Origin of the sequence: Mameliella sp. CS4, from assembly GCF_019392335.1 — a bacterium.
GTDB lineage: Bacteria > Pseudomonadota > Alphaproteobacteria > Rhodobacterales > Rhodobacteraceae > Antarctobacter.
The window spans coordinates 248664-268477 of the sequence record NZ_JAHXRQ010000002.1; the positions used below are offsets into that span (position 1 = coordinate 248664).

The 19814-nt window shown below is 63.5% G+C and carries 22 protein-coding genes; 9 read left to right on the forward strand and 13 right to left on the reverse strand.

The window, feature by feature from the left end:
- Positions 1-49: 49 nt before the first annotated feature.
- From KZZ07_RS04550 to mdh, 12 genes are all read right to left on the reverse strand, one after another.
- Complete coding sequence (locus KZZ07_RS04550; RefSeq protein ID WP_219512525.1) at positions 50-460, reverse strand: MAPEG family protein; 411 nt, start codon at positions 458-460, stop codon at positions 50-52.
- 241 nt (positions 461-701) lie between these two features.
- On the reverse strand, positions 702-1193 hold the full coding sequence (locus KZZ07_RS04555; protein WP_219512527.1) for a hypothetical protein: 492 nt from the start codon (positions 1191-1193) through the stop codon (positions 702-704).
- Positions 1193-2725, reverse strand: coding sequence for a 2-oxoglutarate dehydrogenase complex dihydrolipoyllysine-residue succinyltransferase (odhB, locus tag KZZ07_RS04560; protein WP_219512529.1), 1533 nt, complete (start codon positions 2723-2725; stop codon positions 1193-1195). The genes KZZ07_RS04555 and odhB overlap by 1 nt, the downstream gene beginning before the upstream one ends.
- A gap of 4 nt (positions 2726-2729) precedes the next feature.
- Positions 2730-5702 carry a 2-oxoglutarate dehydrogenase E1 component gene (locus KZZ07_RS04565; protein ID WP_219512531.1) on the reverse strand — a complete coding sequence of 991 codons (2973 nt, stop codon included), beginning with the start codon at positions 5700-5702 and terminating at the stop codon, positions 2730-2732.
- 34 nt (positions 5703-5736) lie between these two features.
- A complete protein-coding gene (locus tag KZZ07_RS04570) occupies positions 5737-6411 on the reverse strand; it encodes a hypothetical protein (RefSeq protein WP_219512534.1) in 675 nt (224 codons plus the stop codon).
- 73 nt (positions 6412-6484) lie between these two features.
- Positions 6485-7366 carry a succinate--CoA ligase subunit alpha gene (sucD, locus tag KZZ07_RS04575; RefSeq protein ID WP_219512535.1) on the reverse strand — a complete coding sequence of 294 codons (882 nt, stop codon included), beginning with the start codon at positions 7364-7366 and terminating at the stop codon, positions 6485-6487.
- Between the two features lie 89 nt (positions 7367-7455).
- The gene (locus tag KZZ07_RS04580; protein WP_219512536.1) at positions 7456-8598 is read right to left on the reverse strand and encodes a hypothetical protein; all 1143 of its coding nucleotides are present in this window, start codon (positions 8596-8598) and stop codon (positions 7456-7458) included.
- Positions 8599-8641: 43 nt separating this feature from the next.
- Positions 8642-9520, reverse strand: a complete 879-nt coding sequence (locus KZZ07_RS04585) for a hypothetical protein (RefSeq protein WP_219512537.1) — start codon at positions 9518-9520, stop codon at positions 8642-8644.
- A gap of 166 nt (positions 9521-9686) precedes the next feature.
- Positions 9687-10202 (reverse strand): hypothetical protein, encoded by a 516-nt coding sequence (locus tag KZZ07_RS04590; protein WP_219512538.1) that lies wholly within the window; start codon positions 10200-10202, stop codon positions 9687-9689.
- A 10-nt stretch (positions 10203-10212) separates the two neighbouring features.
- Entirely contained in the window at positions 10213-11406 is a 1194-nt protein-coding gene (gene sucC, locus KZZ07_RS04595; RefSeq protein WP_219512539.1) for an ADP-forming succinate--CoA ligase subunit beta, read from the reverse strand.
- A gap of 186 nt (positions 11407-11592) precedes the next feature.
- Positions 11593-12792: a hypothetical protein gene (locus tag KZZ07_RS04600; RefSeq protein WP_219512541.1), complete on the reverse strand. Its 1200-nt coding sequence runs from the start codon at positions 12790-12792 to the stop codon at positions 11593-11595.
- Positions 12793-12850: 58 nt separating this feature from the next.
- On the reverse strand, positions 12851-13813 hold the full coding sequence (gene mdh, locus KZZ07_RS04605; RefSeq protein ID WP_219512543.1) for a malate dehydrogenase: 963 nt from the start codon (positions 13811-13813) through the stop codon (positions 12851-12853).
- 159 nt (positions 13814-13972) lie between these two features.
- Here mdh and KZZ07_RS04610 point away from each other — a divergent pair, with 159 nt between their 5' ends.
- Entirely contained in the window at positions 13973-14728 is a 756-nt protein-coding gene (locus KZZ07_RS04610) for a sulfite exporter TauE/SafE family protein (protein WP_219512545.1), read from the forward strand.
- 48 nt (positions 14729-14776) lie between these two features.
- On the opposite strand, the gene KZZ07_RS04615 is transcribed toward KZZ07_RS04610, so the two are convergent.
- The gene (locus KZZ07_RS04615; protein WP_255564168.1) at positions 14777-15070 is read right to left on the reverse strand and encodes a hypothetical protein; all 294 of its coding nucleotides are present in this window, start codon (positions 15068-15070) and stop codon (positions 14777-14779) included.
- Between the two features lie 345 nt (positions 15071-15415).
- Between KZZ07_RS04615 and KZZ07_RS04620 the strand changes: the two genes are divergently transcribed.
- The 8 genes from KZZ07_RS04620 (at position 15416) to sdhD (ending at position 19738) form a co-directional block, all read left to right on the forward strand.
- A complete protein-coding gene (locus KZZ07_RS04620) occupies positions 15416-16264 on the forward strand; it encodes an HpcH/HpaI aldolase/citrate lyase family protein (protein ID WP_219512547.1) in 849 nt (282 codons plus the stop codon).
- A gap of 36 nt (positions 16265-16300) precedes the next feature.
- A complete protein-coding gene (locus KZZ07_RS04625) occupies positions 16301-16846 on the forward strand; it encodes an NnrU family protein (RefSeq protein WP_219512548.1) in 546 nt (181 codons plus the stop codon).
- Positions 16847-16850: 4 nt separating this feature from the next.
- The gene (locus KZZ07_RS04630; RefSeq protein WP_043136354.1) at positions 16851-17054 is read left to right on the forward strand and encodes a DUF1737 domain-containing protein; all 204 of its coding nucleotides are present in this window, start codon (positions 16851-16853) and stop codon (positions 17052-17054) included.
- 3 nt (positions 17055-17057) lie between these two features.
- Positions 17058-18086: a MaoC family dehydratase gene (locus tag KZZ07_RS04635; RefSeq protein WP_219512549.1), complete on the forward strand. Its 1029-nt coding sequence runs from the start codon at positions 17058-17060 to the stop codon at positions 18084-18086.
- Positions 18087-18219: 133 nt separating this feature from the next.
- Positions 18220-18423, forward strand: a complete 204-nt coding sequence (locus KZZ07_RS04640) for a hypothetical protein (protein WP_219512550.1) — start codon at positions 18220-18222, stop codon at positions 18421-18423.
- 87 nt (positions 18424-18510) lie between these two features.
- Positions 18511-18684, forward strand: a complete 174-nt coding sequence (locus tag KZZ07_RS04645; RefSeq protein ID WP_219512781.1) for a DUF1194 domain-containing protein — start codon at positions 18511-18513, stop codon at positions 18682-18684.
- A gap of 285 nt (positions 18685-18969) precedes the next feature.
- Entirely contained in the window at positions 18970-19353 is a 384-nt protein-coding gene (gene sdhC / locus KZZ07_RS04655; protein ID WP_219512552.1) for a succinate dehydrogenase, cytochrome b556 subunit, read from the forward strand.
- A gap of 13 nt (positions 19354-19366) precedes the next feature.
- The gene (gene sdhD, locus KZZ07_RS04660; RefSeq protein WP_219512553.1) at positions 19367-19738 is read left to right on the forward strand and encodes a succinate dehydrogenase, hydrophobic membrane anchor protein; all 372 of its coding nucleotides are present in this window, start codon (positions 19367-19369) and stop codon (positions 19736-19738) included.
- The last annotated feature ends 76 nt before the right edge of the window (positions 19739-19814 follow it).

The window sequence follows — 19814 nt, forward strand, 5'->3', positions numbered from 1 at the left end:
GGGCTGGGCCTGTGCTTTGTCCATAGCGGATATGTCCGATCTGGAAGTGTCACAGCAACGCCAGCAGCAACATCAGGACGGTGGCGCCGAAGCCCGCGAACCAGATCAGCGACCGCCAGGGCGCCCAGCCGAAGTAGTAGGCCGGCACGTAGAGGATACGCGCCAGCAGGTAGAGGCCCGAAAGCGCCGCCGTGATCCCGTTGCCCTGGTCCGACCATGTGGTGACGAAGACCGCGATGGCGAAAAGGATCAGTCCCTCGAAATGGTTGTCGAGCGCGCGTTTCAGCCGGGCGGTTTTCACCGACAACTGGTCCTCCAGCGACCCGCCCAGCCTGTCGCGGTCGCGCGGGCTCATGGTCTTGCCCATGCCCAGTTCGATGTTGGCGGGCACGGCCATCAGCACGTATTGCACCACCTGCAACAGCGCGGCGAGGGTGAGGGCTGTGAGCTCGGGGGTCATCGCGGACCCCAGTCCCGGGCTTGCCCCGGGACCTCCGATTGGCGGGCCGTTTCGGGCATCCCTAGGTCTTTCCGCGTGCCCCGATTGTTGATGTCGAGGCGCCCCTCGTGAAAGCCAAGCGCATGGTGATGCGCCAGCCATTCCAGCACGAAGATGCCTTCGTTACGCATGCAGGCGGCGAGGGCGAAAGCTGATGTTTGGGTCAAGACAGGTACCGCGATTGTTCAATCATTCCGTCAGACTAATCTTCGACTTCTTCGATGGATGTGATGCGCTTTTCCACAATCGCTTCTAGGATGCCATCTGGACCGGAAGTTTGTAGCAAGTCACGCATCTTAGGGTATTGTTCCAAGAGTTGAGCCGCTTCGCTTATCAATCGAAGCTTCTCGGTTTGGAGTCTGACTCGTTTTTCCTCAACTTCGATTTCGGATATGTTTCTTCGCTCAGACCTTTCGAGCAGGAATTGAACGAAGAGCCTGACTTGTTCAACGATCTTGCCCAAACCGGTGAAGTCGGTAGCGCCCGGCGACTGAAACACAATCGCACTCACAGATAGAGTTGGGTCACCAATGTTCACCACCAAAGGTTGGTCGTCGTTTACAAGAATGACACTGCCATCATCGTCTACCAAGTAGTCCGTTGAGAACCAGTTCGCCAAGGATTGCATTCCCGCAAAGAACTCGGAGAACTGGTCCGCAGTCCACGTTCCGTTTATCGAAACGCGAATTTTCATCACAGATCCATCAGCAACCGGCGCGGGTCTTCCAGCGCTTCCTTGACTCGGACAAGGAAGGTCACAGCACCCTTGCCGTCGACGATGCGGTGATCGTAGCTCAGCGCTAGGTACATCATCGGGCGGATCTTGATTTCGCCGTTGATGACCATCGGGCGGTCCTGGATCTTGTGCATCCCCAGAATACCCGATTGCGGCGGGTTCAGGATCGGCGAGGACATCAGCGAACCGTAGACGCCACCGTTCGAGATGGTGAAGGTGCCGCCCTGCATTTCCGACATCGACAGCTTGCCGTCACGGGCGCGTTTGCCCTTTTCGCCGATCGCCTTTTCGATCTCGGCAAAGCTCATCCGGTCAGCGTCGCGGATGACCGGCACGACCAGGCCCTGAGGCGTGCCCGCCGCGATGCCCATATGCACGAAGTTCTTGTAGACGATCTCGTTGCCGTCGATCTCTGCGTTGACCTCGGGCACTTCTTTCAGCGCGTGGCAGCAGGCCTTGGTGAAGAAGGACATGAAGCCAAGCTTGACGCCGTGCTTCTTCTCGAAGAGTTCCTTGTATTCCTTCCGCAGGGCCATCGTCTCCGTCATGTCCACCTCGTTGTAGGTGGTCAGGATCGCGGCGCTGTTCTGCGCGTCCTTGAGGCGGCGGGCGATGGTCTGGCGCAGCCGGGTCATCTTGACCCGTTCCTCGCGGCCAGCGTCCTCGGCCGGAACCGGCGCGCGTGGCGCGGAGGCGGGGGCCGATGCGGCGGGCACGGCCGAGGCCGCGGCCACGGCGGCTGCAACGTCGGATTTGGTGGCGCGGCCGTCACGGCCGGTGCCCTGTACCTGCTCGCGCTTGATGCCGGCCTCTGCGATGGCCTTCTCGGCGGCGGGACCGTCCTTGATGTCCTTGCCCGGACCGGCGTCGCCGGCGGGCGGGGTCTGGTACTGCTTGCCCTGCGCGGCCTCGTCCGGCGCCGGGGCAACGGCCACGGCAGCGCCGCCAGAGGAGAGGACCGCCAGCTTGGCATCCGCCTGCACGGTGGTGCCTTCCTCGGCGACGATCTCTGTCAGCGTGCCTGCGGCAGGGGCGGGCACCTCGACCGAGACCTTGTCGGTTTCCAGTTCACACAGCATCTCGTCCTGCGCCACCGTGTCGCCGACCTTCTTGAACCAGGTCGAGACGGTTGCCTCGGACACGCTTTCGCCCAGCGTCGGCACCATGACGTCGACGCTCTCGCCGCCGCCGGAGCTTTCCTTGGCCTCGGCTGCCGGTTCGGGCTTGGCTGTCGGCGCGCTTTCGGCACCGCCGGCCCCTTCCGAAATGTTGGCCAAGAGGGCATCGACCCCTACGGTTTCACCTTCGGCGGCGACGATGTCGCTCAGCGTCCCGGCGACGGGCGAGGGCACCTCGACCGTGACCTTGTCGGTTTCAAGCTCGCAGAGCATTTCGTCCACCGCCACGGCGTCGCCGGGCTTCTTGAACCAGGTTGCGACCGTTGCTTCGGTCACCGATTCCCCAAGCGTGGGAACACGCACTTCGGTCATGGTCTTATTTTCCTTCCACTGTCAGCGCTTCGTCAACAAGCGCCTCTTGCTGTGCTTTGTGCTGGCTGGCCAGGCCCGTGGCGGGGCTGGCCGATGTGGCGCGGCCCACGTAGCGCGGGCGCGGATGCGTGGCGCCGATCCGGCCCAGCACCCATTCGATATTGGGTTCGATGAAGTTCCAGGCGCCCTGGTTCTTGGGCTCTTCCTGGCACCAGAGCATCTCGGCCCCCTTGAAGCGTTCCAGTTCCTTGACCAGCGAAATCGCCGGGAAAGGGTAGAACTGTTCGATCCGCAGCAGATAAACATCGTCGATGCCGCGCGCATCGCGTTCCTCAAGCAGGTCGTAGTAGACCTTGCCCGAGCACATCACCACGCGCTTGATCTTGTCGTCGGCTTGCAGCTTGGTGTCACTCTCGCCCGATTCCGCGTTGTCCCAGAGAACCCGGTGGAACGAGGAGTTCGTGGTGAACATATCGGCGCTCGACACGCAGAGCTTGTGCCGCAGCAGCGATTTCGGCGTCATCAGGATCAACGGCTTGCGGAAGGTCCGGTGCAGCTGTCGGCGCAGGATGTGGAAGTAGTTAGCGGGCGTCGAACAGTTCGCCACGATCCAGTTGTCCTGTCCGCATTGCTGCAGGAACCGTTCCAGGCGCGCCGAGGAGTGCTCCGGCCCCTGGCCCTCGAAGCCATGCGGCAACAGGCAGACAAGGCCCGACATCCGCAGCCATTTCGATTCACCGGAACTTACGAACTGGTCGAACATGATCTGCGCGCCGTTGGCAAAGTCGCCGAACTGCGCCTCCCAGAGGGTCAGCGCGTTGGGCTCGGCCAGCGAATAGCCGTATTCAAAGCCCAGCACTGCGTATTCCGACAGGGCGCTGTCGATCACCTCGAACCGGGCCTGTCCCTCGCGGATGTTGTTGAGCGGGTAGTACCGTTCCTCGGTCTCCTGGTTCACGATGCCCGAATGGCGCTGCGAGAAGGTCCCGCGCGTACTGTCCTGCCCGGCAAGGCGCACCGGGTAGCCTTCGAGCTGCAACGAGCCGAAGGCCAGCGCCTCGGCGGTGGCCCAGTCAAAGCCCTCGCCGGTCTCGAACATCTTGGCGCGGCTTTCCAGTAGGCGGCCCACCGTGCGGTGCACGGGGAAACCGTCGGGCAGTTGGGTCAGCGCCTTTCCGATGTCGGCCAGAGATTCCTTGGAAATCGAGGTCTTGCCGCGCTGGTACTTGCCCTCTTTCTGCTTGTCGAGGTGGCTCCACCGGCCATCCAGCCAGTCCGCCTTGTTCGGACGATAGACCTTGCCGGCCTCGAATTCCTCGTTCAGCAGCGCCTGGAAGGCGGCCTTCATGTCCTCGATCTCGCCCTCGGGGATCAGGCCGTCCTTGACCAGCCGTTCGGTATAAAGCGTCAGCGTGGTCTTCTGCTTCTTGATCTTGTTGTACATGATCGGGTTGGTGAACATGGGCTCGTCGCCCTCGTTGTGACCGAACCGGCGATAGCAGAAGATGTCGATGACCACGTCCTTGCCGAACTTCTGGCGGAACTCGGTCGCGACCTTGGCGGCGTGAACCACGGCCTCGGGGTCGTCGCCGTTGACGTGGAAAATCGGGGCCTCGACCACCAACGCGTTGTCCGTGGGATAGGGCGAGGACCGCGAAAAGTGCGGCGCCGTGGTGAAGCCGATCTGGTTGTTCACGACGATGTGGATGGTGCCGCCGGTGCGGTGGCCGCGCAGGCCCGACAGGGCGAAACATTCCGCCACGACGCCCTGGCCGGCAAAGGCCGCATCGCCATGCAGCAGGATCGGCATGACCTGGATCCGGTCACTGTCCTTGTACTGGTCCTGCTTGGCGCGGACCTTGCCCAGGACAACCGGGTTCACCGCTTCGAGGTGGCTGGGGTTGGCGGTCAGCGACAGGTGCACCGGATGGCCGTCGAAGGTGCGGTCCGATGAGGCGCCGAGGTGGTATTTCACGTCGCCCGACCCGTCCACGTCCTCGGGCTTGAAGCTGCCGCCCTGGAACTCGTTGAAGATTGCCTTGTAGGGCTTGTTCATCACGTTCGCCAGCACCGACAGGCGCCCGCGGTGCGGCATCCCGATGACGATTTCCTTGACGCCCAGGTTGCCGCCGCGCTTGATGATCTGCTCCATCGCGGGGATCAGGCTTTCGCCGCCGTCGAGGCCGAACCGCTTGGTGCCCATGTATTTGACGTGCAGGAACTTCTCGAAGCCCTCGGCCTCGACCATCTTGTTCAGGATCGCCTTTCGCCCTTCACGGGTGAACTTGACCTCCTTGCCAAAGCCCTCGATCCGCTCTTTCAGCCAGCTCGCCTGCTCGGGGTCCGAGATGTGCATGTACTGCAGGGCGAAGGTGCCGCAATAGGTGCGCTTGATGATCGATAGGATCTCGCGCAGGGACGCGATCTGAAGGCCCAGCACGTTGTCGATGAAGATCGGGCGATCCATGTCGGCTTCGGTAAAGCCATAGGATTTCGGGTCCAGCTCGGGGTGGTTCGAGGTGTCGCGCAGGCCCAGCGGGTCAAGATCGGCGGCCAGGTGGCCCCGGATCCGGTAGGCCCGGATGATCATCAGGGCGCGGATGCTGTCCAGCACGGCGCGCTGCACCTGGTCGTCCGTGACCTTGAGGCCCTTTTCCTCGGCCTTGTCCTTGATCTTCTTGCCGGCGCCCTTGGCCTCGGCCGGAACGGCGGGCATGGGCCATTCGCCGGTCAGCGCCCCGGTCAGGTCATCCTCGGGCGCGGGCGGCCAGTCGGTCCGGGCCCAGCTGGGGCCGCTGGCCTCCTTGCGCACATCCGCCTCTGCATCGCCCAATGCGCGAAAGAACTCGGCCCAGGCATCGTCGACCGCGTTCGGATCGGCGGCGTAGCGGGCATACATCTGTTCGAGGTACTCCGCGTTGTGCCCCTGCATGAAGCTGGAGGCATGGAAGAGGTCGTTGGGGCTTTGGTCGGTCATTTTTTAGGCCTTTCCCTATGGGCGGAATGGGCTGTTACTCGGAGGAATCGCGAAATTCTGTGAAGTGGATGTGGTAGGCTTGGGCCGGAAGTTCCAGCCCGGTGTCCGGGGCAAAGATACTGATCAGCCCGCGCAGGTCAGCCGTCTTCAAGCCGTCAGTCGGATTGCGTCGGGCGAGCGGTGCGGGACGCTTGCCAAAGAAGCTTGAGAACAACCCGATGTCGGTCTGCTTGGATTTCGGATGTTCGGAGAATTTCAGCAAGCCGGTCTTGCCGCCGTAGTCTTTTGGCACAACGATCAGGCAGGAGCGCACCACCATGTCGATCTTGCCTTTCAGGAAAGGACCGGAACTGTAATCAACCTCGATCATCGCTCCGCTCGGATGACCAAGACGCACAACATCGCGTGTGTACCCGGGTATCGGGTCCCATTGTCCTGAAAACTCTCCGGCCTCCAGCACCTTCGCGTAGTCCGTATTCTTCCAATTCGAGCCATTCACGGCGAAGGCCGCCTGCGATGCGAGTTCCAACTGCCGGGAAGGCGCATCTAGCGGTAGAAATCCGGCTTTGTTTAGCGCACGCATCTGCGCCGCGTGCGGCTTGCCGATGTCCGAGCAGATGTCGAAGGCCTGAACGATTTGCGCATGTCCGACAGCAGGTAAGATCACGGAGGCCGCCATGATCACCAGTCGGGCAAGAACGTTGCGCATTGCATGGTCTCCTTGTGGCAGAAGCGGCCTGCATGATGCGGGCCGCTTGCCGTGTCTTTTTCAAGGCGCGGGTTCAGCCGATCGCCTTCAGCACGGCCTCGCCCAGGGTCGCGGGGCTGTCGGCCACCACGATGCCTGCGGCATTCATCGCCTCGATCTTGTCGTCGGCGCCGCCCTTGCCGCCAGCGACAATCGCGCCCGCGTGGCCCATGCGGCGGCCCGGAGGTGCCGTGCGGCCGGCGATGAATCCGGCGGTGGGTTTCCAGCGGCCTTTCTTCTTTTCGTCGGCCAGGAACTGTGCCGCTTCTTCCTCGGCCGAGCCGCCGATCTCGCCGATCATGATGATCGCCTCGGTCTCGTCATCCGCAAGGAACCATTCCAGCACGTCGATATGCTCGGTGCCCTTGATCGGGTCGCCGCCGATGCCGACGCAGGTCGACTGGCCCAGGCCCACGTCGGTGGTCTGCTTGACCGCCTCGTAGGTCAGCGTGCCCGAGCGCGACACGACGCCCACCTTGCCGCGCTTGTGGATGTGACCCGGCATGATGCCGATCTTGCAGGCGTCCGGCGTGATGACACCGGGGCAGTTCGGACCGATCAGGACGGACTGCGAGGTCTCCAGCGCGCGCTTGACCTTCATCATGTCCAGCACCGGGATACCCTCGGTGATGCAGACGATCAGTTCCATCTCTGCGTCGATGGCTTCGAGGATCGAATCCGCGGCGAAGGGCGGCGGCACGTAGATCACCGAGGCATTGGCCTCGGTCACGTGCTTGGCCTCGTGGACCGAGTTGAAGACCGGCAGGTCCAGGTGGGTCTGGCCGCCTTTGCCCGGGGTCACGCCGCCGACCATCTTGGTGCCGTAGGCGATCGCCTGCTCGGTGTGGAAGGTGCCTTGCGAGCCGGTGAGGCCCTGGCAGATCACTTTGGTGTTTTCATCGATGAGGACGGCCATGTGCTTTCCTGTCTTTGGGTGATGATCAAGCAGCGCGGCTGCGCGGCGTCGGGTTGAGCCTGCAAGCAGGCGATGAAAGGGGCCGCTGGTCAGAAGGTCTCAATGTGATCGACCTCCTGTCTCGCGGCGGCTTCGGTGCGTTTCGCCACCGTCATTTCGTCCCACCAGTCCAGCAGGACCTCGATGGCGACACGGGCGACGGCATCGGCTTCGTCGTCCGCCTCCTGCGCCTGGGGCGCGGGCAGCGGGCGCTCGGGGAAAAGTGTCTCGCGCTCGGGGAAATAGGTTTCCAGGATCGCCTTTTCGTGCGGCGCATTGCGGCGGCGGATCTCCTGCGCCTGGTCCGGCGTCAGGCGCAGTTTCTCGCGGCCCGCGGCGGCCCCGTCCACCGCCTGCACCAGGCGGGCGCGAAAGCCGGCGGGCAGGCGGTCTTCCAGTTCCGGCAGCAACTGGTTCATCCGGACAAGGAAGGGCACGGCCTCGGGCCAGTAGGCCTCGTTGCTGCGTTCCGAGATCGACAGCTCTGACGGATCCACCCCGAAGAGGCCGAAGAAATCCTGCATCAGGTCGCCACCGGTCAGGGTGCTGCGGTCGAACAGGCGCACATGCAGGCGGTCGCGCCCGATATGGGCGGCCCAGCGGTCCAACACCGTGCGGGTGTCGTACAGCGCGGGGTTCGTCATGAACGCGTCCATCGTGTGCGACACGCCTCCGCGCAGGGTCTGGGAATAACGGCTGAGGATGCGGTCTTCCTGGCGGCGGATGTAGACAAGGTAGGTCACCTCGTCGAACCGCGGTTCGATCAGCTCGCGCAGGATGCGGAACTGCTCGTCCGTGCGCACGCTCAGCGACAGGTCCTCGCAGGACAACAGCACCGTGCCGGGGCCTTGCAGGTTGGCAACCTCGTTGATCGCGTTATGCAGCCGGGCCGGGAAGCCCTGGACGAAGGACGCGCGCTTTTCCGGCGTGTCCAGCGGCAGGCGGCGGGCGATATACTGCGGCAGGTCTTCGCCCGAGGCGAGTTGCACATAGGCCGACAGCGAAATCTGCGCGTAGCGCTCGCCGTAGAGGTTGGGAAAGAACAGCCCGCGCGTCTTGAGCAGGGCCCAGTTGGCATGCAGCACAGACTGGATCGCCGTCGTGCCCGTCTTGGACAGGCCGATATGCACGACACAGCGCCGCGACCCGTCGGAACGGGGGGCGAAGGGGCTATGTGCGGCGGTCTCGGTCATCTTGCTGGCGGGCTCTTTTCTGTGTCGTGTCGGTGTATCGGGTCTAGTCTGCGACCCAGTTTCGGAACTCGGCGCGGCGGTCGGCAAAGAAACGGCCTTCGATCCACTGCATCGCCTCGGCATTGCGCGCGGCTATGGCGTTGCGGGTCTCGGCGGGCAGGCTGGGGCGTTTCGGGCTTCGGGCCAGCGGCATCAGCCCGCGCAGCCCGTCCCGGAAAGAGGTGTTGAGCCGCTTGGCTCGCGTCTCGACGGCGCCGGTCGGCAAGCCCAGGACGGTCGAGAAATCCTCGACCAGGCCGCTGTCGCGCAGCCAATGTTCGTGGAACAGCCGGACGTCCAGTGCTTCAGGGGCGACGGTCTGTTGCCACATGCCCAGCAGCCGGGCGAAGGGTGTCTGGCCGACGCGCTGCGCGAATTCCGACAGGGACTCCTGCTTGCCGGTACGGCGCTGGTGATGGCCGTAAAGGCTTACCAGCCAGGGTTCGGGGCGGCGGATATAGGCGACGTAGCGGACGCGCCCGAAAAGCGAGGTCAGCCAGTCCGTCAGGGCCTGTGTCGCATCGGGCGTCATGTTGCGTCCAACCAGAGATTCGCTTGATCCGACCCAGGTGTCGAAACCGCCCTTGGCCACCCTTGCCTCGAAGTCGCGGCGAAAGTCCTCTGCCACGCGGTCCTGGCTGGTGCGATCGGTGATGCCCAGAACGGCGTTCATCGGACGCGCGGGCACATCCTCGCCTGCCAGCGTGCAGGCCAGGACCTGCAACTGCGGATTGGTGCAGACAACGTCGGCGCGTGGGTCCATCCGGCGATACCAGATGCCATGATCGGCCAATGCATCCGCCTGATCGCCCAGCCATTGCTGCAGGGCGGTCGAGCCGCATTTGTTGAAGCCGATATGAAGGATGGCGTCGGGGCGGGACATGGGGTCGGATCTACGAATTGGGACCGGGGGACATCCCCCATGTCCGGGTTGCGCTGTTGACGTTCCAGAGGACGGCCATTGCGGCGGTCTCCTTGCTCAGGTCCGGCAGGGCGTCCTGCCGTGTGTTCGGGTGCTGCGGGCCGGTGATCCCCGCCCGCAGCCAGTGTCAAGCGGCCCGCTGCCGGGCCTTGTTCGCGTAGTCGAGCACCTCGTTGCCAAAGTCCTCAAGCGAGGTGTCCACCATGTTCTTGGTATAGCCGATCCCGGCGTCCGGCCTGGCCGTCACCATCCTTGTGAAAAAGCGCACCCCGGCCGCCTTGTAGGCGTCCGGCGAGACCTTCAGCAGGACAGCATCCCAGCGCCCGTTGTTGGACTTGCCGATGCTGACGTCCTGCAGGGCGGACCACGGAATCTCGTTGCGAAACATCCGGGCATCCCGAAATCCGGTCGGCGTCAGGTGCAGGCCCTTCGGCCCGGCCAGGAACAGGCGCAGCCCCATCAGGAACGGAACCGCGCCGGCAAACATAAAGATCAGCCCCACGATCTGCAGGGCCTCCCGGTCGCTTCTGCCGCGCAGGCTCAGGATGTTCAGGGCCAGGCCCAGACCGACAGCCACGACAACAAGCCCGAACAGCAGTACATGGATGCCGATCCCGGAGGTCTTGAGAACTTTGGTTTCCATGATCGGAGGATCAGCCCTTGACCGCTTTCACGATCTTCTCGGCGCCGTCCTTGAGGTCGTCCGCGGCGATCACGTCGAGGCCGGAGTTCGAGATGATCTCCTTGCCCTTCGAGACGTTGGTGCCTTCCAGGCGCACGACCAGCGGAACCTGCAGGCCCACTTCCTTCACCGCGGCGATCACGCCCTCGGCGATGACGTCGCAACGCATGATGCCGCCGAAGATGTTGACCAGGATGCCCTTCACGTTCGGGTCGGAGGTGATGATCTTGAACGCCTCGGTCACTTTCTCCTTGGTCGCGCCGCCACCGACGTCGAGGAAGTTGGCAGGCTCCGCGCCATACAGCTTGATGATGTCCATCGTGGCCATCGCCAGGCCCGCGCCGTTGACCATGCAGCCGATCTCGCCGTCCAGCGCGATGTAGTTCAGGTCGTACTTGGAGGCCTCCAGTTCCTTGGAGTCTTCCTCGGTGGTGTCGCGCAGCTCGGCGATGTCGGGGTGGCGGTAGACCGCGTTGCCGTCAAAGCCCATCTTGGCGTCGAGGCATTTCAGATCACCCGAGTCGGTCACGATCAGCGGGTTGATCTCCAGCATCTCCATGTCCTTCTCGATGAACAGCTTGTAGAGCGTGCCCATCAGCGCCACGCACTGCTTCACCTGCTTGCCGGTCAGGCCCAGGTTGAAGGCGATGCGGCGACCGTGGAACGCCTGATAGCCGGTGGCCGGGTCGACGGAGAACGACAGGATCTTTTCCGGGGTGCTTTCGGCCACTTCCTCGATGTCCATACCGCCCTCGGTCGAGGCGACAAATGACACGCGGCTGGTCTGCCGGTCGACGAGCAGGGCCAGGTACATCTCTGTTTCGATGCCCGAGCCGTCTTCGATGTAGATGCGGTTGACCTGCTTGCCGGCGTCGCCGGTCTGCTTGGTCACCAGGGTGCGGCCAAGCATCCGCTTGGTCTCCATTTCCGCCTCTTCCACGGATTTGGCCAGGCGTACGCCGCCCTTCTCGCCGGCGTCAGCTTCCTTGAAGGAGCCCTTGCCGCGGCCACCCGCGTGGATCTGTGCCTTGACGACCCAGAGCGGACCGTCCAGCGCGCCTGCGGCGGTCTTGGCTTCTTCGGCTTTCAGGACAACGCGGCCATCCGAGACAGGCGCCCCGTAGCTGCGGAGGAGGGCCTTGGCCTGGTATTCGTGGATATTCATGGGTCGTCTGTCCCCGTGTTGCTGCGGATTTTCCCTACCTAGGCAGTCTCGGGGGGCGGTTAGAACCGATAATTTGCCGCATCAGCGAGATTGGGCCGGTTTTCCGACATTTGTGATCACAGCCCGGAAAGGTGTGATCACATATTCGCAAACCCTTATCGGACAGGTGATTCGCAGCGAGCGCTATCAGTTCAGCCAGACCACGAACAACAGAGCGTCGCCTCCGAACATGCGCTGAAAATCGCTCCAGTTGGTTGCATCCACGACCGGCCCGCTTTCCAGGTAGTCCGAAAGACCAAGCCCCTGCACCCAGGTCACCAGGTCCACCGGCGCCGGGTTCTCCAACAGTTTCGCGACATTCACGCCCCCGGCGCCGTCCAGCCGCCAGTGCCCGACCAGTTGCTTGCCGGTCAGCACATCCTTGGCATCGTCAAGCACCGCCAGCCAGCGCTGTGAGGTGTCCTGGGGCATTTCGATGCCCAGCGCCGAGATCTGCCCCTTGCCAGGTATCCACTCGCGATCATTGTCGGTCTCCAGCGCCACCATGTCCCAGAACCGCCGGTTCGCGTCGATCATGGCCAACAGGTTGTCGCGCATCGCATGCACATGCGGTACATCCGGCGTTCGATTCACCGCCCCGTAGAGCACCGCGATGGTGTCCACCGCCTCCTCCTCGCCTTGGAACAGCCAGACGTTTTCGCGGAATTCGCTGCCGCGGATCTCTGCCATGAGTGCGACGCTGGCGTTTACCTCCTCGATCACCTCGGTCGGGTCGAAGGCCAGGATCAAGTGGCCAAACCCTTCGAGCAAATGCGTATAGGCCTCAAGCCAGGCGGCATCCGCGCCATCGAAACGCACGGTCAATTGGTTCAGCGCGCCATCGGGCGCACCGCGCCCCAGGGCCGCGCCCGCGGCGGCCATCAGGCTTTCGCCCGTGTCCTGCCGGCCGTTTTCGTTGATGTCGAACCAGACCCGCGTCAGATCCACGGTCACGCCAAACTCGCCCCGCGCGGTGGACAAGGTGCTGCGCGCCTCCTGCATGTCCGTCACGACGCCTTTGAACAGGTCCGAAACAAGCGCGGAATAAAACGGTGCGCTGTCGGGGTTGTAAGGCAAGGGCAGCCGGAGAACCGGAAAGGGCAGGTCGCCGAAATCTGCATTGTGGCGATAGCGCATCTGCAGGGTCTTCTCGACCCCGCGCAGGAACTGCGCGCCGCCCAGGGCAAAATCGCGCGCCGGGCCGGGCGGGTCTGCCTGCAAAGCGGTGATGGTGTCGGCCAGACCCAGAGAAGATAACAGCGGGGTCAGGTCCAGGTCGCGCTCCGCCTCTTGGGCAGAGGCGGCGGAGGCCAGGCAAAGCAAGGCGAAAATTGATTGACGGATCATGAAAAAAGAATGCGCGCCCGAAGGCGCGCAATCAAGAACTTCCGCTGTGACGCGGGTTTCAGGCCAGCGAACTGTCGATGCCCTTGCAGGCCTCGACGAGGCCCTGAACCGCTTTCACGGAGGTGTCGAACATTTCCTGCTCTTCCTTGTTGAGCTTGATGTTCACGATCCGCTCGATCCCGCCGGCACCGATCACGGTGGGCACGCCAACATACATGCCCTTCAGGCCGAATTCGCCGTCGCAATAGGCCGCGCAGGGCAGCAGGCGCTTCTGGTCTTTCAGGTAGGCTTCGGCCATTTCGATGGCCGAGGTGGCCGGCGCGTAGAAAGCCGAGCCGGTCTTCAGAAGGCCGACGATCTCGGCGCCGCCGTCACGGGTGCGCTGCACGATGGCGTCGAGCTTGTCCTTGGTGGTCCAGCCCATCTCGATCAGGTCGGGCAGCGGGATGCCGGCAACGGTCGAATACCGGACCGAGGGCACCATCGTGTCGCCGTGGCCGCCCAGGACGAAGGCGGTGACGTCTTTCATCGAGACGTTGAATTCCAGGCTCAGGAAGTGGCGGAAGCGGGCCGAGTCCAGCACGCCGGCCATGCCGCAGACCTTGTTCGCGGGCAGGCCCGAGAATTGCTGCAGGGCCCAGACCATCGCGTCCAGCGGGTTGGTGATGCAGATGACGAATGCGTTCGGGGCGTGTTCGCCGATGCCTTCGCCCACGGACTTCATGACCTTGAGGTTGATGCCCAGCAGGTCGTCACGGCTCATGCCCGGCTTGCGCGGCACGCCGGCGGTCACGATGCAGACGTCCGCGCCCGCGATGTCGGCGTAATCCTGCGTGCCTTTCAGCGAGGCGTCGAAGCCTTCCGAGGGGCCGGACTCGGCGATGTCGAGCGCCTTGCCCTCGGGCGTGCCCTCGGCGATGTCGAACAGGACGACGTCGCCCAGTTCCTTCATTGCTGCGAGGTGGGCAAGCGTGCCACCGATCTGTCCCGCGCCGATCAGGGCAATCTTGGGTCTGGCCATGAATTCATCTCCGCCTTGCGTGAATTTGGCGCTTTGCGTACGCGCAGACGCGGCGCTTCGCAAGGGTGCTGCGCTGCGGCGCTTGGTCCGAAGTCCTTGAAGATAGCGCTAAAGCGACGTTAAAGACCTGTCACGAGGGAGAATTTCGCGGAGCCAGGCATGGACCTCTTCACGCTACCCGTCTTCGCGGTGACGATCCCGGCGGTCATCTTCGCGGGCATTTCAAAGGGCGGTTTCGGTTCTGGCGTGGCCTTTGCCAGCGCCTCGATTCTGGCCATCGCGCTGGACCCGGGCATCGCCCTGGGGCTGATGCTGCCGCTCTTGATGCTGATCGACGTGGCCAGCCTGCCTGCCTATTGGCGCAAGTGGGACTGGGCTGCTGCGCGGGTCCTGCTGATCGGCTCTATCCCCGGTACGATCCTTGGCGCGCTCTTCTATGCCTGGACCGATCCCGATGCGATCCGCCTGCTGATCGGGCTGGTGGCGTTGCTTTTCGTGGCCTGGCAGGTGGCGCAGGCCACCGGGTTGGTCCGCCTGGGCGAAACGAAATTCGGATCCGGGGTAGGGCTGACAATGGGGGTCTTGCTGGGCTTCACAAGTTTCGTCAGCCACGCGGGCGGGCCGGCGGCCTCGGTTTACCTGCTGGGGCAAAAACTGGGCAAGACCGCCTTCCAGTCGACGACCGTTCTGATCTTCTGGGCGGTGAACCTGTCGAAATCCGGCATCTATGCCGGCATGGGCATCTTCACATGGGAAACGCTGAAGCTGGACCTCGTCCTGATCCCCTTTGCCCTGCTCGGCACATGGCTGGGGGTCAAGGCGCATCACAGGGTGCCCGAACGGGTGTTTTTCGGAATTGCCTATGTCGCGCTGACCCTGACCGGTACGAAACTGGTCTTCGACGCGCTGACCTGACCGGTCATGGAACCGGTATGCCCTGCGGGCCCCCGGTTCCCTGTTGCGTCACGCATCGTCCCCCTCGGGCGGCAGCGCCTCGGCAAGTTCCTCAAAGGACTGTCCACTGGCGACCAGGCAGGTGATGCCGTTGGCCATCGTCACCGTGATCGTCCACGAGCCGGATTCGATCGAGGCAAAGACCTCCATCACCGCGTTGTTGGCACCCAGCCCCATGCTCTGGCGGGTTTCGCCGTATTTCGTGGCCAAGCGGTCGATCACCTGGTCGCGCGGGGCGCAGTGGCGCAGGTCCTGCGCCTCGACGTAAGAGGCCGCGCCCAGCACAAGACCCGCCGAGAGCATCGCGCGCTTGATGTATTTCTCAGTCATAGTGTCACCTTTCGGCTGCGCGCCGGGCGGATGATGACGCGGCTTTGCCGCGCGCCCGGCACAGGGTAGGTCCCCTCGATCCCGGCGTGCCGTCCCTGTGGCCCGGAGCGCCTTGCCGCTTCGACGGCATGGGAACATCGTCTCCCCGGACCCGCTATAATCTGGTTAACACAGCGTGCGTTGCGTCGATTCCGACCCGGCATTGGCGCCATTGTGCACCAAGATATACTGAAATGCTGCGATGCGGCGACTTTGGTCTTGAACTAATCTGAGAAAAATGCGCTAAACCGCGCAACAATATTTCAAGAGGAGACTCAGATGGACCTGCGCGCACGCCCCTACCGTTCCGTCCTGTACATCCCCGGCTCCAAGGAGCGGGCGTTGGAAAAGGCCCGTGCCATGCCCATCGACGCCATTATCTTTGATCTGGAAGATGCCGTCGCCCCGTCCGAGAAACCCGCGGCACGCGCGATCCTGGCCGAGGCCCTGACCCGCTCCTATGGCAACCGCACGCGGATTGTGCGCATCAACGGGTTCGACACCGAATGGGGCAAGGCCGACGCCAAGGCTGCCGCCGCGATGGACTGTGACGCCATCCTTCTGCCCAAGGTCGAATCCACCGCCCAGCTGGACGCGCTGGCCGAGCTGACGGACAAGCCGCTCTGGGCGATGATGGAAACGCCTGCCGGCATGCTGGCCGCGAACGAGATTGCCGCGCATCCCCGCCTGCAGGGCATGGTGATGGGCACAAACGACCTCGCCAAGGAGCTGAACTCGCGCTTTCGCGCCGACCGCCTGCCGATGCTCTCCGGCCTTGGCCTTTGTGTGCTGGCCGCCAAGGCGCACGGCAAGGTGATCGTCGATGGCGTCTACAACGCCTTCAAGGACGACGCCGGGCTGCAGGCCGAATGCGCCCAGGGGCGTGACATGGGCATGGACGGCAAGACGCTGATCCACCCGGCCCAGGTCGATATCGCCAACGCCGCCTTCGCCCCCGGGACAGAGGAAATCGACCTGGCCCGCCGCCAGATCGACGCCTACGAGGAGGCCGAGAAGGCGGGGCAGGGGGTTGCCGTGGTCGACGGCAAGATCGTCGAGAACCTGCACGTCGAAACCGCCCGCAAGACCCTCGCCAAGGCCGAGGCCATTGCGGCCCTGGCCGATTAACAGCAGGGTCCCGGCGAACAGCTAGGGAGACCAGCCATGCTACTTTTGATTCTCGGTGTCGCGCTCTGGTGGGCGGCGCATCTCTTCAAGCGGATTGCCCCCGGTGTCCGCGAGCCGATGGGCGACAAGGGCAAGGGCCTGGTTGCCCTTGCGCTGCTTGTCAGCGTTGTCCTGATGATCTTCGGCTACCGGATGGCCGATGGCGCCTTTTTCTGGGGCCGTCACCCGGCGACCGTGGGCATCAATAACCTGCTGATCCTGGTGGCCATCTACATGATGAGCCCGGCGCCCAAAAAGGGCCGCCTCTTGGCGGGGATGCGCCACCCGATGCTGACGGGCTTCTTTCTCTGGGCCGTTGCGCACATCCTGGTGAACGGCGACGTGCCCAGCCTTGTCCTGTTCGGCGGTCTCGCGGTCTGGGCCATTGTCGAGATGATCGTCATCAACCGCGCCGTGCCGAACTGGACGCCGCCCACGCCGGGGCCGATCAAGAAAGACATCATCTTCTTCGTCGCTTCGATCGTCCTCCTTGTGGTGATCGGCTACATCCACAAGTGGCTTGGCTACAACCCCTTCGGATAAGCTCATGAAACTCTATCGCTTTCTCTCCGAGGATGACACCTCGGCCTTTTGCCACAAGGTCACCGCAGCCCTGAACAAGGGCTGGGAACTTCACGGTGCGCCGACCTATGCCTTTGACGCCGCCAACGGCGTCATGCGCTGCGGTCAGGCGGTCGTGAAGGAGGTCGACGGCACCTACACCCCTGACACCAAGCTGGGAGATCACTGAGCCATGGCCAAGACCAATCCGGGCCGCTTCTTCGAAGACTATACCGTGGGCGAGGTCATCGACCACGCCGTGCCGCGCACCGTGTCCGGGGGCGAGCGGGCGCTCTACCACGCGCTCTACCCGATGCGCCACGCGCTCTATTCCTCGGATGAATTTGCGCGGTCCTGCGGTCTGGCGGCGGCGCCGATCGACGACCTTGCCGCCTTTCACATCGTTTTCGGCAAGACGGTCCCGGATGTTTCCCTGAACGCCGTGGCGAACCTCGGCTATGCCGAGGGCCGCTGGCTGAAGCCGGTCTGGCCCGGCGATACCATTCGTTCGCAGTCAGAGGTGATCGGCCTCAAGCAGAACTCGAACGGGCGCACCGGCGTGGTCTATGTCCGCTCGCGCGGGCTGAACCAGTACGGCGAGACGGTCATGGAATATGCCCGCTGGGTCATGCTGCGCAAACGCAACCTCGACGCACCCGCGCCTGAAACGGTGATCCCCGACCTCAAGAAAAGCCTTGCGCCAGAGGATCTTGTGATCCCCGAGGGGCTGGATTTCGCCAATTACGATTTCACGCTTGCGGGCGAAAAGCACCGTCTGTCGGACTACGAGATCGGCGAGACCATCGACCATGTCGACGGTGTCACCATCGAAGAAGCCGAGCACATGATGGCCACGCGCCTCTGGCAGAACACGTCCAAGGTGCATTTCGACGTCACCGCACGGCCCGATCAGCGCCTGATCTACGGCGGGCATGTCATCTCGATGGCGCGGGCGCTCTCCTTCAACGGGCTGGCCAATGCGCAGGTCATCGCCGGTCTGAATGGTGGCGCCCATGCCAACCCCTGCCTTGCGGGCAACACCGTCAAGGCATGGTCCGAGGTGCTGGACAAGGCGGAAACCTCTGCTCCCGGCGTCGGCGCGATCCGCCTTCGACTGGTGGCAACCAAGGGCGGCGCGCCGTTCGAACTGAAAGGCCCGGACGGCAAGTATTTGCCCGACGTTCTGCTCGACCTCGACTATTGGGCGCTGATGCCTGTCTGAGTCGGCCCCCCCCCGGCCACGCCGATGACCGGGGGGGCCATATGGACCAAAGGCCAATGGCAGGAAATGTGACACCTGGAATAAAGCTTTGGAGATTGCGGCCCCGCGCCGCCCGATCCGGAGAGTCTTGATCATGCCGTCATTCAAACTGCCCGAAGCCTCGCGCGATTTGCTTGAGATCCCGCAGCAGGACATTCCGGCGGTCGTGTATGGTCTGATCGGGAGCCGCAGCTTTTCGGCGCTTGTCCGCACCATTCATGGCGAACTTGCATCGCAAGACCCCGGCCTGCGGCGGCAGGCGCGTCAGGCCCTCGACCGCCTGGGGTTCCCCGAGTAACCCGTGTTCTTCTCTGCCGTCTTGGCAGGGCGACCGGCCGAGGGTTCACCCTGACGTGTCTTGCGTGCCGATGCGGCCGGGTCTCTCATGGCGGGCATGCGTCTTTCGATGATCCTTGCCGTGCTGTTGCTGCCCTGCCGCCTTCTGGCCTGCAAGGTGGCATTGGTCCTGGCCGTGGATGTCTCCGGCTCGGACGACGCCAAGGATACCGGACACAGATGCAGGGCCTGGCTCATGCGCTCCGCGACGGTGCCGCTATGAAAACGTCATCTCCGGGCCGGGGACTTTCGTCACCGGTGCCGCCAGCTATGCCGACTATCCCGACCGAATCCGTCAAAAACTCTTGCGGGGACTGACCAAACAGACCGCGGGAGATGAAGCGTTACGTTAGCGCAAATATGTGATCACACCCCGCGATTGCGTGATCACAAATCGTGCAAATCCACCCGATTGCGCCAAAAAACCGCAGAAATCGCGCGCAGGGCCTCGTGACACGGGCCTTGAAAGCAGTAAACAGAGAGCGACGGAACCGAAAGGACATCATTCATGGCCGACGTGAACCGGGGCAATCGCCCGCTCTCACCGCACCTGCAGGTCTACCGCCCCCAGCTGACTTCGATAAGTTCGATCCTCACGCGCATCACCGGCAATGCCCTGTTGCTTGGCGCGCTGCTGGTGGTCTGGTGGTTCCTGGCCGCCGCCACTTCCGAAGCCTACTTTGCCACCGCCAACGCGGTCCTGACCTCCTGGTTCGGCGACCTCGTCATGCTCGGCTCTGTCTGGGCCATCTGGTATCACACGCTGGCCGGCGTGCGGCACCTGATCTGGGACGAGGCCAAGATGCTTGAACTGGACCGGGCGGAAATGCTGGGCTGGGCCGTCATCATCGGCTCTGTCGTCCTGACCCTTTTCACCATCATCGTCGTCTGAGGAGGCCCGCAAAATGGCATTTCTGACCGACCGCAAACGCGCCGTTGGCTGGGGCGCGGCCAAGTCCGGCACAGCGCATCACTGGGCGATGAAGAAAAGCTCTGTCGCGCTGCTGATCCTGGTGCCGCTCTTCGTCTTCACCTTCGGTGGCGCCCTGGGCGGCACCTACGAAGAGGTGACCGCCTATTTCGCGCGTCCTTTCCCGGCGATCATCGCGGCGCTGACCATCCTGGTGGGCTTTCACCACTTCAACATGGGTGTGCAGGTGCTGATCGAGGACTATGTTCATGGCGCGATGGAAAAGATCCTGATCCTCGTCATGACCTGCCTCAGCTACGGCGCCGCCGCCGTTGGCGTCTTCGCCATCGCGCGCCTCGCGCTCTGAGGCGCCCGCAGACCCCTATCGCCAGAGACGGCGCTCTTGCAGGATCGCCGTCCCCCGCACAGATGAACAGGTAAAC